A 12,962-nucleotide genomic window follows, 5' to 3' on the forward strand; every position below is an offset into this window, starting at 1 on the left:
TTGGCCGCGCATTGTAACGGGCGCCGGCCGGCGCCGACGCCCCACCGCCGCGCCGGCGCTGAACCGGTTCGCGAACCGCCCGGCGGCCGGGGCGCGCGGCCGCCGCGCTAGAATCGGCGGCATGGCGAAACTGTATTTCTACTATTCGGCGATGAACGCCGGCAAGACCACCACGCTGCTGCAGTCGGCGCACAACTATCGCGAGCGCGGCATGCGCACGGCGATCCTGACGCCGCGGCTGGACCACCGCGCCGGCAGCGGCGTGGTCGCCTCGCGCATCGGTCTGCGCGCCGACGGCATGCCCTTCGTCGCCGACACCGATCTGCTGGCCACCCTCGAGGCCGACATCGCCAGCCACGGGCCGCTGCATTGCGTGCTGGTGGACGAGGCGCAGTTCCTCAGCCGCGCCCAGGTCTGGCAACTCAGCGAAGTGGTCGACCGGCTGCGCATCCCGGTGCTGTGCTACGGCCTGCGCACCGATTTCCGCGGCGAGCTGTTCGAGGGCAGCCAGTACCTGCTGGCATGGGCCGACGAGCTGCAGGAGATCAAGACCATCTGCCACACCGGCAGCAAGGCGACGATGACCGTGCGCGTGGACGAGAACGGCCATGCGGTGCAGGACGGCCCGCAGGTGGAGATCGGCGGCAACGAGCGCTACGTGTCGGTCAGCCGCCCCGAGTTCAAGAAGATCATGCGCGGCGAAGGGCGCATCGATCCGCTGCAGATCGCACTGCCGCTGTAACTCGCATGCAACGCGCGACGCACCGCACTGGTGCGTCGGATCGGACCGCGATGAACCGCCGCTGACGATTGCCGCGCAGGCGCCCGTGCCTATGCCATCAGTCTATGGAGCGCGCCCAGGCGGCATGCCTAGAATCGCGCCGATCGCACTCATGGGATGAGGAACATGCTTTCGTTCAAAGGATTTTTTGCCGGCAGCGGCACCGCACTGGCCTGTGCCCTGCTGCTCGCCCTGCCTGGCCCCGCCGCTGCGGCCCCGGGCGACCACACCTTCCAGGACATCCCGGCGCAGGTGCTCACCGACGGCTTCCTTGAGGCGCACCTGGACCTGTTCTATCGCCGCGCCGGTATCCGCGCCGACAAGAAGGGCGAGTACGCCGAGGCCAGGAAGCAGTACCAACTGGCCGCACGCTATGCCGACAAGCCGTCGCAGGCGCGGTTGGGCGAGATGTACTGGGAAGGCCAGGGCGGCGCCGCCGACCATACGATGGGCTTCCTGTGGATGGCGCTGGCCGCCGAGCGCGGCTACGACCAGTTCGGCGCGCGCAAGATGGAGTACTGGAACCAGCTGACTCCGGACGAGCGCAAGCGCGCGGCCAAGCTCGACAAGTCGATGCTCGCCGACTACGGCGATCAGGTCGCCAAGCCGCGCCAGGAAGCGGTCCTGCGGCGCGAAGCGATGCGCAGCACCGGCGGCCTGCTCGGCCACTCCGGCGCGGCCGGCCCGCTGTCGATCAACGGCCCACGTGGCGGCAGCATCGATCCGGAGGTGTTCTACGCCAAGCAGTTCTGGGAACCGAGCGCGTACTGGAAGCTGCAGGACCAGGTGTGGGACGGCCGCACCCCGGGCCGGGTCGACATCGGCGATGTCGAGGACATCAGCACGGAAGGCGCACCGCCAACGCCGCCGCAGGAGCCGGGCAAGCACTGAACGCGGAGCCATTCCCGCGTCGGGACTGAAGTCCCTCCCACAGCAGCTCAGTGCCGGGCCTGTGCGCCCCTGTGGGAGTGGCTCAGCCGCGACGCGCGAGGCGCACCGCACTCGCACCCCCGACTGCGTCGGGACTTAAACACCCGCGCAACCGCCCCATCCAACGAGCGCCCGATGCCGGCCGGCGCCGAGCGCTTCGCGGCTCAGTACAACTTGCGCTCGGCCGCCGGCGGCGGCGTCCACTGGTAAAGCCAGGTCTCGGTCAGCGGGCGCTCGCCGCTGCGCAGGTACAGGCGGATGTCGATCTGCTCGGTGCCGTCGTCCGGCGGCACCACGTCGAACATCGCGCGGTAGCCGGAAATCTCGTGCAACGGCCGCGCCGAAACGATCTCGGTGCGGCCGCGGTTGAGCTGCAGCACCGCCTCGACCTTGGCGTCCTTCTCCTTGCCCAGCTTGGCCAGTTCGCCGCCGACGAAATCCACCGCGAAGCGCCACGAGAAGTAATGCCGCTTCTGCCCGACCACGCCGCCCAGGCCGGTACGCGTGGCCACGCAGTGCGCCAGCGGCGAGGACGCCGGCGCCTGTGCGCCCCAGTACAGGCGGTAGCCGAACAGCAGCTCCTGGCCGGGCTGCGGCTTGTCCTGCGGATTCCAGAACGCGACGATGTTGTCGAAGGTCTCGTCGACGGTGGGGATCTCCACCAGTTGCACCGAGCCCTTGCCCCAGCCCTGCTTCGGCTCCACCCACAGGCATGGGCGCTTCTCGTAGAACACGCCGTCGTCCTGGTAATGATCGAAGTTGCGGTCGCGCTGCAGCAGGCCGAAACCGCGCGGGTTCTCGTCGACGAACATGTTGAAGCGCAGGTGCGGCGGATTGCACAGCGGCCGCCAGATCCACTCGCCGCCGCCGGTCCACATCGCCAGGCCGTCGGTGTCGTGGATCTCCGGGCGCCAGTCCCAATCCATGCGGCGGTCGTTCTCGCCCACCTGGTACATGCTGGTGCACGGCCCCAGGCCCAGGCGCTCGATGGTCTTGCGCGGATACAGCGCGCTGTCGATGTCCATCAGCAGCACGTCGCCGTTGGTGATCGCGAAGCGGTAGGCACCGGCCACGCTGGGCGAATCCAGCAGCGCGTACACCACCACCGTGTCCGAGCCGGCCTTGGGCTGCTCCAGCCAGTAGGCGATGAAGTCCGGGAACTCCTCCGGGCCGCCGGTGCCGGTATCGATCGCCAAGCCGCGCGCCGACTGACCGTACTGGCCCTCCTTGCCCACCGCACGGAAGTAGCTGGCACCGAGGAAGGCGGCGAAGTCGCGCTCGGTGTCCTGCTTGGTGTTGAGGCGGAAACCGGCGAAGCCCAGTTCCTTCGGCAGCGGCTTGCCCTTCAGCCCGCTGCTGCCGTAATCGAACGCCGCGCTGTCGTAGGCCAGTTCCTGCGCCTGCCCGTCGACCAGGTCGAACATGTGCACCGGCGTCTTGAAGTACAACCCCAGGTGGAAGAACTTGGCCTGGAACTTCGGGCCCTGCTCGGCCGCCCACAACGCATGGTCCTGGCGGTAGCGGATCGACTGGTACTGGTCCCAGGTCAATCCCTCCACCGGCGCCGGCAGCGCCCGCTTGTGGCTCTGGTACGGCGCATCGGCCATGGCCCGCGCGTGGCCCTTGAGCCAGGCGTAGTCGAACGGCTGCGGCTTGCCCAGGCGGCGCAGGCCCACCGCAGGGGCCGCCTGGCCGAGCATCGGCATCGCTGGCAAGCCCATGGCGGCAAAGGCGGCGGCAGCGTTCTTGAGGAAATCGCGTCGTTGCATGGCCGGGATCGAAACGGAAAAGGACGCCCATCATAGACAAGCGGCGCCGAAGGTGGCGGTGATGGTGTCCGTGGGAGTGCGTCCCGGGCGCAGACGTGCAGGAGTGGGCCGGCAGGCCCGGGAGACACGCTTTGCCGACCCGACCACATCGGCGTCGCGATGCCCGAGTGGGCAAGGCGCCTTCGGGAGCCGCTAACGACGCGACAAGGCCCGCTGAAAAGCCCAGCGACATGTGCGCTTGAGCCGACGCGTTACCGGCAAGGCCCGTCGCGGCTGAAGCGCGTTCGCGGTCGCGACGGCCCATCGTGCCGAGACGCTGCAAGAAGCGCGGTGCTGCCGGTGTCCCTGCGGGCCCCGGACCGCCTTCGCCGGTGCGTGCAGCGCGATCGCGTTCGTTGCTCAGCGCTGGCAGTGGCCACACCAGACGCTGGCGCGTTGGCCGATGCTGGCGTGGCGCAGCGTGCGTCCGCAACGCTTGCAGGCCTCGCCCTCGCGGCCGTAGACCGACAGCTCCTGCTCGAAGTAGCCCGGCGCCCCGTCCGGGCTGATGAAATCGCGCAAGGTCGTGCCGCCGCGCTGGATCGCATAGCCCAGGATCGCCTTGGCCGCCTCGGCCAGGCGCGCATAGCGGGCGCGCGAGACCTCGCCCGCCTCGCGCAGCGGACTGATGCCGGCCTGGAACAGGCTCTCGGCCGCGTAGATGTTGCCCACCCCGACCACGATGCGCTGATCCATCAGGAAGGTCTTGACCGGCGCGGTGCGGCCGCGGCTGAGCCGGAACAGATGATCGCCGTCGAACGCATCGGACAGCGGCTCCGGCCCCAGTTCGGCGAGCAGCGGATGGATCTCGCCCGGCGCCTGCCACAGCAGGCAACCGAACCGACGCGGATCGTTGAAGCGCAGCACGCGCCCGTCTTCCAGGCTGATGTCGACGTGATCGTGCGCCCGCGGCGGCGTGTCGCCCGGCAGCACGCGCAAACTGCCGGACATGCCCAGATGCAACAGCGCACTGCCGACCGCGGTGTCCAGCAACAGATACTTGGCCCGCCGGCGAATGCCGTCGATGCGTTGCCCGGGCAACCGCTCGGCCACCTCCGGCGGAATCGGCCAGCGCAGATCCGGCCGCCGCAGGATCACCCCATGGATGCGCCGCCCCGACAGATGCGGCTCCAGGCCGCGCCGGGTGGTTTCGACTTCGGGGAGTTCGGGCATGGCTTCGGTGAATGTCGCGGGTAGATGGACAAGCTTAGCTGGCGCGAGGTGCGCTTCCGCTGAAGCTGGGGATCGCTGAGGGGAAACAGCCCCGGCTGCGCGACGGAATGCACAGCGCGCATGGCGCTGGCGGCCCTCACTGCGGCGGTGCCGCCAACTCCCGCGCGCTGAGGTAGCCGTCGCCGTTGGTGTCCTGCTTGCGGAAGCGGGCGGTCAGGGTGGCGAGGTGTTGCGCGCGGGTGATCGGCGGGCCGCGGCCGCCGGGCAGTTCGGCCGGGCTGAGTACGCCGTCGTGGTCGAGGTCGCGCGCGTCGAAGGCGTAGCTCATCCAGGCCAGGTATTCGTCCAGACTGACGCGGCCGTCTCCGTCGCGGTCCATGCGCTGCAGGTAGCTGGCGGTGCTGTCGATCGCCTGCGCACGCACATCGATGCCGGCCAAGGTCGCGACGCACGCGATGCCCAGCGTCAGCCCGGCCATCAACGACGAACGCCGCGCAAGGCGGCGTTCGTGCGACGGGATATGCGGTGCGCCGCGGCTCATGCCAGGGCGTAGCCCTTCAGTCGTGCGGCGTAGGCCTGCAGCGCGGCGATGCCGCTGGCTTCGGCGTCGTGACACCAGGCCTGCAGGTGCTTGAGACGCTCGCTGGCATCGTGGGTGCGCGCTTCGAGCAGGGCCGCCAGGCGGGCGCGATGCTCGACCAGCGTGCGCATGCGCGGCCGCTGCGCCACCCAGTGCTGCAGCTGTTCGCGCGCGTCGGGCTTGAGCCAGCGGCCATCGTCGACCAGGCCCTTGCGCAGGCGCCGCGGCAGCAGCTTGCGCAGCTTGGCGCCGGCCTGGGCGGCTTCTTCCTTGAGCGCGGGCTTGAACACGTTGCGCTGGTAATCGGTCATCGCCTGGAAGCGATGCGACAGCAGCGCGCGCAGGGTGTCGGCGTCGGGCACGGCGATGTTCGGGCGTACGTCCAGGGTCGGCGCCACGCGCAGGATCTTGGCCAGACGCAGCGCGGCCAGCGCGCGGATCGCGATCCAGCCGATGTCCAGTTCCCAACGGCGCATCGAGAAGCGCGCCGAGCTGGGGAAGGCATGGTGGTTGTTGTGCAGTTCTTCGCCACCGATCCACAGCGCCCACGGCGTCAGATTCGTCGAGGTGTCGGCGGACTCGAAGTTGCGGTAGCCCCACCAGTGGCCCAGGCCGTTGATCACGCCGGCGGCCCAGAACGGGATCCACGCCATCTGCAGCGCCCACAGCGCGATACCGGGCAGGCCGAACAGCGCGAAGTTGACCGCGAACAGCGCTACCGGCCCCAGGTTCGCGTACGGGGTGTACAGGTGCCGCTCGATCCAGTCGTCCGGCGCGCCCTTACCGTACTGCTCGATGTCGCCGCGCTGGGTGCGCGCTTCGCGGTACAGCTCCACGCCGCGCCAGAACACGCGGGCGATGCCCTTGGTCTGCGGGCTGTGGGGGTCTTCCTCGGTCTCCACCTTGGCGTGGTGCTTGCGATGGATCGCCACCCACTCCTTGGTGATCATCGAGGTGGTGAACCAGGTCCAGAAGCGAAAGAAGTGCGACAGCAGCGGATGGAAGTCCACGCCGCGATGCGCCTGGCTGCGGTGCAGGTACAGCGTCACCGCGAAGATGGTGAGTTGGGTGAACAGCAGCAGCACGGCCAGCATGCCCCACCAGCCGACGCCGAGCAGGCCGTTGCCGAGGAAGTCGAGGATCGCGTCGAACATTGCCAGAAGCTCCAGAGCGTAAGACGGCGTGAGGGGATGACGACATGATGGGGGTTGCGGGCGCAAACTTCACCCGGCGCTCGCGTATGGTATTCAGCCGCCAAGCGCTTCCGATCACAGAACGGTTTCGGTTCCATGTCAGCCGCCTCTTCCCAAGCAACCCCCGTGCCAGCGGCCGCGCCGTTGATCGAACTCGATCGCGCCAGCGTCGTCCGCGGCCAGGTCCGGGTACTGCATTCGCTGAGCCTGCGCATCGCGCTCGGCCAGCACACCGCCATCCTCGGCCCGAACGGCTGCGGCAAATCCTCGTTCATCAAGCTCATCACCCGCGAGCTGTACCCGCTGGCGCGCGCCGGCGAAGAATCGGCGGTGCGGGTGCTCGGCCAGAGCCGCTGGCAGGTAGACCGACTGCGCAGTCAGTTGGGCATCGTCACCGGCGACCTCAGCGTCAATCTCGCCGACATGCCTGGGCTGGACGTGGAAAGCGCCGTGCTGTCGGGGTTCTTCGCCAGCTATGTGGTGCCGCCGCACCGCGAGGTCACCGAGGCGATGCGCGACCGCGCGCGCGAGGCGCTGCAGGCCGCGCACGCGCTGCCATTGCTGCGGCGTCCTTATGCCGAGCTGTCGGCCGGCGAGACCCGGCGCGTGCTGATCGCGCGCGCTCTGGTCAATCGGCCACAGGCACTGCTGCTGGACGAACCCAGCACCGGCCTGGACCTGGTCGCGCGCGAGCACCTGCTGGCGACGATGCGCGACCTCGCCCGTCAAGGCATCACCCTGGTGCTGGTCACCCACCACATCGAAGAGATCGTGCCGGAAATCGCACGGGTGATCCTGTTGCGCGAGGGCCAGGTGTACGCCGACGGCGCGCGCGAGGAACTGCTGGCCGATGCGCCGTTGTCGGCGGTGTTCGGCGGACCGGTACGGGTGCAGCGCGACGGCGACAGCTACAGCGCGCGGGTGGTTGCGGAGAGCTGATCCTCGGTTGCCGAATTCGGGCGTTTGCGGCCGTCGGGGTTGCGGGTAATGCGGGAATGTCCGTAGGTGCGGCTTCCGCTGCGACCGGGCGTTCTCGGTAAAGCCGCTCGCACGGGACGCGTCAACCGTACGCAGCGCCCACCGCCCGCGCCGGTGCATCGGCCTCGAACGCGGCGCGCGCGCCACGGATCTGCGCGTGGTGATCGGCAGCCCAGCGCACCAGCGGTGCCAGCACCACGCTCAACGAGTGCCCCAGTGGGGTGAGCCGGTACTCCACGCCGGGCGGCACGGTCGGCAGCACCTCGCGGGCGACCAGCCCTTCGCGCTGCAGGTCGCGCAGGGTCTGGGTCAGCATGCGCTGGGAGATGTCCGGCACCGCGCGGCGCAGTTCGCCGAAGCGGTGCGGGCGTTCGGCCAGCAGCATCACGAACAGGGTGCTCCACTTGTCGCCGATCTGCGCCAGCACGTCGCGCACCGGGCACTGGTCGATGGCCATGCCGGCACGCTGGTAGTCCTGCAACTGCTGGCTCAACAGCGCGTCGCAGGCGGCGACCGGCGGTACGACGGTGTCCATGGTGGTTACCTCGGGGTAAGCAGGGGCGGAAAAAGTGCCGTCTTTACAGGTCGGCCAAGGTCTCTAGGATAGACCAGGTTCCTTTTCCAGACCATGGCGTCCTGCGACGCCGCCCTTCCTCAGGAGACCCGTCATGTCCGCATCTTCCGATTCCCTGCTCGTCACTGGCGCCGGCGGCCAGTTCGGCCAGCGCGTGCTCGCGCACCTGCTCGACACCCTCAAGGTGGCGCCGGCGCGGGTGGTGGCGATGACCCGCCAGCCCGAGCGCCTGGCCGCCTGGGCCGCGCGCGGCGTGGCCGTGCGCCACGGCGATTTCGACGACGCCGCTTCGCTCGACACCGCATTCCGTGGCGCCGGCCGCGTGCTGCTGATCAGCACCGACGCGCTGGACCGCCCCGGCCACCGCTTGCAGCAGCACCAGGCCGCGATCGCCGCCGCCGAGCGTGCCGGCGTCGGCCACCTGGTCTACACCTCCTGCCCGGAACCACACGACTCGCCGCTGCTGCTGGCCACGGATCACGCCGGCACCGAAGACAGCCTGGCCGCCAGCGCCCTGCCCGCCTGGACCGTGCTGCGCAACCACTGGTACTTCGAGAACCTGTTCATGAGCCTGCCGTCGGTGCTGGCCTCGGGCCACTGGTACAGCGCGGCCGGCGACGGCGGGATCGCCCATATCGCGCGCGACGACCTGGCCCGCGCCGCCGCGGTCGCACTGGCCAGCGGCGACGTCAAGCGCACGCTCACCCTCAGCGGCGCGCGCGCCTACACCACCGCCGAAATCGCCGCGCTGGTCGCGCAGGTGCTGGACGTGCAGATCCAGGTCGTGCCGGTGCCGGTCGAAGGCCTGGTGCAGGGCATGGTCGGCGCAGGCCTGCCCGAACCGGTCGCGCGCATCTATGCTTCGTTCGACACCAACACCGCGGCCGGCCACGTCGCCACCGTCACCAGCGACTACCAGGCGCTGACCGGGCAGGCGCCGCTGCCGTTCGAACAGTGGCTGCAGGACAATCGCGCGCAACTGGCGGGGCTGAAGCCGTAAGCGCACTCAGCGGCGCGACGGGCTATTTGCCGATGCAGAAGTGGCGACTCCTCTACAGGCCATTGATTTTCAATTGAATTTTTGAAGCCCATCGACGCGCTTGGATCTATTCTTGGATCCAAAGCATCACTGTGTCCTTCGGTGGACGTGCATGGTTCGGCTTGGACGTTGTGGGCATGACCGGCACCGTGAGATGAGCGGAACGATACCTCGACCAAGAGCGACGAACATGGCCATCGGCTTCCAGTGACGGCTGCAGCGACTGCGACAGGATCCTTCTTGCACTTCCTGCTTCAGCATCCCGAGGATGATGTGCCCTATTTCAGCCTGAAAAAGCGAGCCTAGCGCGATTCGGATTGTTGGCTGCGGCAGCGGTGATACCAAGGTGACATGACGGCTCCTTCGGCCATCCGGCCGATCACGATGGAGCATCGCCATGTCTCACGAACCGTCCGACATCATCACCCCGAAAGCCCTGTTGCTCGATGAGCGGCTGACGCCGCTGGAGCGCAACGCCTGGCTGACCTTCCGTTCTCTGGCCGGCAGCGACCGCACCGTGGTCATCAGCTACGACGCACTACGCGGATACCTGCCCAGTGCGCCGGGTAGCAAGCGCGCCGCCCTCGAAACTGTGTCCAGGGCCGTGCTGTGCCTGCGGCTGTCCACGTGGATTGCACTGGTCGAGTACCGCCGCAACCCCATGACCGGCTTCTCCATGGCCAGCCGTTATGCCGTGCGGAATCAACCGCTGGCCTTCGTTGAAGCCTGCCTGGAAGACGACGATTACCTGCCGTTGCTCGAACGGGCGCTCGGCCATGCTAGTGCGACGATCCGCAAGTTGGCGAGGTCCATCCTCAACGAGGCCGTGCGTTCTCCCGACAGGCTGCAGATGTTACCTGCGGCGGTGCGTGAGCGGTTCGAGCGGCTGCGGCGCAATGATGATGACCACGATCCTGGTAGCCCGGGTAGGCCAATTCCACGCGACGGTCGCCAGACCATCCAGAACGGGCACGTCGAAGCCGGGGAGGACATTCCGAAGTCCGCATCGGCATCCACTGCAGCAGTACGTACTGTAGAAAAAGAATTATTAAAAGAAGTACATACGTACCTGCCACAGTCCGAAGTGCAGGCATGCAGGTCGGATTTGCCAACTCGCTTTCGGCAACTGCCGCAAGATCAGCAACAGATCCTCTTGGCCCGCCTCAAGGGCCTGCCTCTGGAGCAACGCCAGGCCGTGCTGGCTGAGTGGGACGTGCGTTGCGAAACGGGTTGTGTGCATAACACCATCGCCTACCTTTATGGGCTGATCAAGAAGGCGGTAAACGGTGCGTTCAAGTTGTGGGCGGCGCGCAAGCCTGCCCCACACCAGGCCCCTGCACAGGCGGTCGCCAGCGGATTGCCCGCCTCGGCGCCTACTGCTCCTTCACCGCCCGTCGTCCAACCAGCCAAACCCGCGTCTCGCGAGGTAGTGCAGCGACACATGGAACAGATTCGGCGCATCCTGCAGACGCCACCCAAATCGGTCGGCAGATCATCGAGGACCTGGCTTGCAACGGAATGCAGCCTACACGGACCAAGGGTTTGTGCGTCACTGAAAAGCTCGGATCACTTGGCACAACGTAAGGCATGACCTTACACTGAGAACATGGTGAAACCAGCGTCTTGGCCGGTTCCTGTCACGGGAGAGTTCACGCCATGCCCATGTACGATCCACCGCATCCTGGCGAGTCCCTGCGCGAGGACGTGTTGCCTGCCATCGGCCTGAACATCACCGCCCTGGCCGAACATCTTGGCTATTCACGGGGCCAGCTCTCCACTGTATTGAACGGCCGCGCGGCCATCAGCGCCGACTTGGCCCATCGGCTGGAACTGGCGGGGCTGGGCAGTGCGAGCCAATACTTGAGGGAGCAGATCGCCTACGACCTGTGGCAGGCCAGACAGCGGCCCCATCCGCTGATCAAGCGCCTGCGCGCCAAGTGAAATCGCTGGCTGCGCCAACCGATTCGGTTGAAGGTCTGCTGCAGCTGGCGACTTCCGCTTTGGGGCCGTCACTGCCCGCCGCAGTGACGGCCCGGCGAACTGCAGCAGAAATGCGGGTTGGCGCAGCACCATATTGATGGCTGCGCACATGACGATGCCCCGGCACACTGGCCCAGCAATGACCTGCCGGTGGGTATGAACACCGGAACCCTCTGGCGCAGGTTCGTTCAAGCGCCGACCCGGCTCGCCGGACGGAACCATCCCAGACACACCTCGGCTCGCTCGGTGTGTCGTCCTACCCATGGGCAGAGCCTTCCTCATCCCCGGCGTGGTTCGTCCCGCCATCGACGCAACACACGTCCGCCGTTCTAGCATTCGTCGCTGGTCGCCGTTCTCGCTCGGCCTGCCGACACATCTTCCATCACTGAACAACAGGAGGTACCCATCCCAGCACATTGCGTTGTCGTCCCTTGCCATTCCTCTGCCCAGTCTTCCCACAGGAAGCAAGGCGGACGCCTCATTCGAGGCCACAGGTGAACTGAGCATCTGGCCCTTGCCCTTCGGGGATCTCGCCTTGGCGAGTTGGCAAAAACACTGACCAGCTTGCTTCTCAGCCCCGACAACCGACGAAACAACACTACGATGGATGACCTGACCTACACCCTGCGCCAACTTTGTCAGCGCAACCGCGACGGCAGCCATGCCACCCAGGCTGACCGGCAACGGTCGCTGAGCCTGGCCGCTCGCCAACTGCGCGAAGCGGGCTTCCGCCAGATGCGGGCCACCTCGCTCAAGGGCAAGCATGTCGAAACCCTGTTGCAGCGCTGGCAGGCCGAAGGCCTGTCGGCTGGCACGCTCAAGAACCGCATGGCCTACCTGCGCTGGTGGGCAGAGAAGGTCGGCAAGGCAGGCATCCTGCCAACGGACAACACCAAGTTGGGCATCCCTGACCGCCGATATGTGACCAACGAAAGCAAGGCCAAGGAACTGGGCGATGGGCTGGACAGAATCACCGATCCATACGTCCGCATGAGCCTGCGCCTGCAAGCGGCCTTTGGCCTGCGGCGGGAAGAGTCCATCAAATTCCAGTCCCGCTATGCCGACCGTGGCGACCACATCGCCATCAAGGGATCATGGGCCAAGGGCGGGCGCGACCGGACGGCGCCGATCACGACGCCGGAACAGCGTGCGGTGCTGGACGAAGCACACCGTCTGGCAGGTATGGGCTCGCTGATCCCCGTGAACAAGACCTACATCCAGCAACGGCATGTCTACGACGGGCAATGCAAGGCAGCGGGCCTGAGCAACATGCACGGTCTGCGGCATGGCTATGCCCAAGCGCGCTATCTGGTGATGACAGGCTGGAAGGCTCCGGCGGCAGGCGGTCCTTCGACACAGCAACTGACACCTGCACAACTGGACCAGGACCACGTTGCGCGACAGACGATCAGCCGTGAATTGGGACATGAGCGACTGCAAATCACGACGGTGTACTTAGGTCGATGAATTGATTCTCTTGACGCCAGCCTTGCGGCTGGAGCGCGAGCTATTGGCTCGGATGTCTTCGATGAGAAAAATGCTCTTTAAGCATTAATATTGATGTACAATGCTTATTAAGCATATTTACGCCACCAAGATACCCTATGGTCAACAGCGTCGCTGATCTCATTCGGGCCGCCCGCAATGGGCGAACCCAGGCGGAGTTCGCCACTGTTCTGGGCGTTTCGCAGTCCCAGTTGAGCCGGTATGAGCGGGGGGAGTACGACCCACCCGCCAAAGTGATCAATGCCTGTATGCGGGAGGCGCATATTGGCAATGGGGTATCGGCGCCATCGGCTGACGACTTGGCCCAGAAGGTGCGCACGATGTTGGCCAGCCCAGATAAGGAGCAGGTACGCTCCGCCATCGCCGGCCTGTTAGCGGTGCTTGCTCATGAATAGCGATGGCAAAAAATTTCTGGTCGTA

At 66.9% G+C, this 12,962-nt stretch carries 13 protein-coding genes; 8 read left to right on the forward strand and 5 right to left on the reverse strand.

The genetic code is table 11. From position 1 onward, the window contains the following. Nucleotides 1-121: 121 nt before the first annotated feature. Nucleotides 122-742 (forward strand): thymidine kinase, encoded by a 621-nt coding sequence (locus tag SLW56_RS15000; RefSeq protein ID WP_017907968.1) that lies wholly within the window; start codon nucleotides 122-124, stop codon nucleotides 740-742. A 165-nt stretch (nucleotides 743-907) separates the two neighbouring features. Further along, the gene (locus tag SLW56_RS15005) at nucleotides 908-1,672 is read left to right on the forward strand and encodes a sel1 repeat family protein (RefSeq protein WP_017912190.1); all 765 of its coding nucleotides are present in this window, start codon (nucleotides 908-910) and stop codon (nucleotides 1,670-1,672) included. Between the two features lie 203 nt (nucleotides 1,673-1,875). On the opposite strand, the gene SLW56_RS15010 is transcribed toward SLW56_RS15005, so the two are convergent. From SLW56_RS15010 to SLW56_RS15025, 4 genes are all read right to left on the reverse strand, one after another. Next, entirely contained in the window at nucleotides 1,876-3,480 is a 1,605-nt protein-coding gene (locus SLW56_RS15010; protein ID WP_039726155.1) for a glucan biosynthesis protein D, read from the reverse strand. 399 nt (nucleotides 3,481-3,879) lie between these two features. Further along, nucleotides 3,880-4,692, reverse strand: coding sequence for a bifunctional DNA-formamidopyrimidine glycosylase/DNA-(apurinic or apyrimidinic site) lyase (gene mutM / locus SLW56_RS15015; protein ID WP_267084857.1), 813 nt, complete (start codon nucleotides 4,690-4,692; stop codon nucleotides 3,880-3,882). Nucleotides 4,693-4,828: 136 nt separating this feature from the next. Continuing rightward, nucleotides 4,829-5,170, reverse strand: coding sequence for an EF-hand domain-containing protein (locus SLW56_RS15020; protein ID WP_267084954.1), 342 nt, complete (start codon nucleotides 5,168-5,170; stop codon nucleotides 4,829-4,831). Nucleotides 5,171-5,229: 59 nt separating this feature from the next. Then, nucleotides 5,230-6,426: a fatty acid desaturase gene (locus SLW56_RS15025; RefSeq protein ID WP_017907974.1), complete on the reverse strand. Its 1,197-nt coding sequence runs from the start codon at nucleotides 6,424-6,426 to the stop codon at nucleotides 5,230-5,232. A 135-nt stretch (nucleotides 6,427-6,561) separates the two neighbouring features. Here SLW56_RS15025 and SLW56_RS15030 point away from each other — a divergent pair, with 135 nt between their 5' ends. Beyond that, nucleotides 6,562-7,404, forward strand: coding sequence for an ATP-binding cassette domain-containing protein (locus tag SLW56_RS15030; RefSeq protein ID WP_320695068.1), 843 nt, complete (start codon nucleotides 6,562-6,564; stop codon nucleotides 7,402-7,404). Between the two features lie 121 nt (nucleotides 7,405-7,525). Here SLW56_RS15030 and SLW56_RS15035 read toward each other — a convergent pair whose 3' ends face one another. Further along, nucleotides 7,526-7,978 carry a helix-turn-helix domain-containing protein gene (locus SLW56_RS15035; protein ID WP_267093186.1) on the reverse strand — a complete coding sequence of 151 codons (453 nt, stop codon included), beginning with the start codon at nucleotides 7,976-7,978 and terminating at the stop codon, nucleotides 7,526-7,528. Nucleotides 7,979-8,111: 133 nt separating this feature from the next. Here SLW56_RS15035 and SLW56_RS15040 point away from each other — a divergent pair, with 133 nt between their 5' ends. The 5 genes from SLW56_RS15040 (at nucleotide 8,112) to SLW56_RS15060 (ending at nucleotide 12,937) form a co-directional block, all read left to right on the forward strand. Then, nucleotides 8,112-9,017, forward strand: coding sequence for an NAD(P)H-binding protein (locus SLW56_RS15040; protein ID WP_320695069.1), 906 nt, complete (start codon nucleotides 8,112-8,114; stop codon nucleotides 9,015-9,017). Nucleotides 9,018-9,453: 436 nt separating this feature from the next. Further along, entirely contained in the window at nucleotides 9,454-10,647 is a 1,194-nt protein-coding gene (locus SLW56_RS15045; RefSeq protein WP_320695070.1) for an STY4528 family pathogenicity island replication protein, read from the forward strand. Nucleotides 10,648-10,712: 65 nt separating this feature from the next. After that, nucleotides 10,713-10,997: a HigA family addiction module antitoxin gene (locus SLW56_RS15050; protein ID WP_128421243.1), complete on the forward strand. Its 285-nt coding sequence runs from the start codon at nucleotides 10,713-10,715 to the stop codon at nucleotides 10,995-10,997. A gap of 642 nt (nucleotides 10,998-11,639) precedes the next feature. Continuing rightward, a complete protein-coding gene (locus SLW56_RS15055; protein ID WP_320695071.1) occupies nucleotides 11,640-12,503 on the forward strand; it encodes a phage integrase N-terminal domain-containing protein in 864 nt (287 codons plus the stop codon). Between the two features lie 137 nt (nucleotides 12,504-12,640). Beyond that, nucleotides 12,641-12,937, forward strand: a complete 297-nt coding sequence (locus tag SLW56_RS15060; protein ID WP_128421241.1) for a helix-turn-helix transcriptional regulator — start codon at nucleotides 12,641-12,643, stop codon at nucleotides 12,935-12,937. The last annotated feature ends 25 nt before the right edge of the window (nucleotides 12,938-12,962 follow it).

Origin of the sequence: Xanthomonas sp. LF07-6 (assembly GCF_034105445.1) — a bacterium.
Taxonomy (GTDB): Bacteria; Pseudomonadota; Gammaproteobacteria; order Xanthomonadales; family Xanthomonadaceae; genus Xanthomonas_A; species Xanthomonas_A sontii.

What these genes read in the sequence shown, in the direction of transcription:
- SLW56_RS15000 (WP_017907968.1), top strand. Translation starts at nt 122, where the DNA reads ATGGCGAAACTGTATTTCTACTATTCGGCGATGAACGCCGGCAAGACC.
- SLW56_RS15005 (WP_017912190.1), top strand. Translation starts at nt 908, where the DNA reads ATGCTTTCGTTCAAAGGATTTTTTGCCGGCAGCGGCACCGCACTGGCC.
- SLW56_RS15010 (WP_039726155.1), bottom strand. Translation starts at nt 3,480, where the DNA reads ATGCAACGACGCGATTTCCTCAAGAACGCTGCCGCCGCCTTTGCCGCC.
- mutM (WP_267084857.1), bottom strand. Translation starts at nt 4,692, where the DNA reads ATGCCCGAACTCCCCGAAGTCGAAACCACCCGGCGCGGCCTGGAGCCG.
- SLW56_RS15020 (WP_267084954.1), bottom strand. Translation starts at nt 5,170, where the DNA reads ATGGCCGGGCTGACGCTGGGCATCGCGTGCGTCGCGACCTTGGCCGGC.
- SLW56_RS15025 (WP_017907974.1), bottom strand. Translation starts at nt 6,426, where the DNA reads ATGTTCGACGCGATCCTCGACTTCCTCGGCAACGGCCTGCTCGGCGTC.
- SLW56_RS15030 (WP_320695068.1), top strand. Translation starts at nt 6,562, where the DNA reads ATGTCAGCCGCCTCTTCCCAAGCAACCCCCGTGCCAGCGGCCGCGCCG.
- SLW56_RS15035 (WP_267093186.1), bottom strand. Translation starts at nt 7,978, where the DNA reads ATGGACACCGTCGTACCGCCGGTCGCCGCCTGCGACGCGCTGTTGAGC.
- SLW56_RS15040 (WP_320695069.1), top strand. Translation starts at nt 8,112, where the DNA reads ATGTCCGCATCTTCCGATTCCCTGCTCGTCACTGGCGCCGGCGGCCAG.
- SLW56_RS15045 (WP_320695070.1), top strand. Translation starts at nt 9,454, where the DNA reads ATGTCTCACGAACCGTCCGACATCATCACCCCGAAAGCCCTGTTGCTC.
- SLW56_RS15050 (WP_128421243.1), top strand. Translation starts at nt 10,713, where the DNA reads ATGCCCATGTACGATCCACCGCATCCTGGCGAGTCCCTGCGCGAGGAC.
- SLW56_RS15055 (WP_320695071.1), top strand. Translation starts at nt 11,640, where the DNA reads ATGGATGACCTGACCTACACCCTGCGCCAACTTTGTCAGCGCAACCGC.
- SLW56_RS15060 (WP_128421241.1), top strand. Translation starts at nt 12,641, where the DNA reads ATGGTCAACAGCGTCGCTGATCTCATTCGGGCCGCCCGCAATGGGCGA.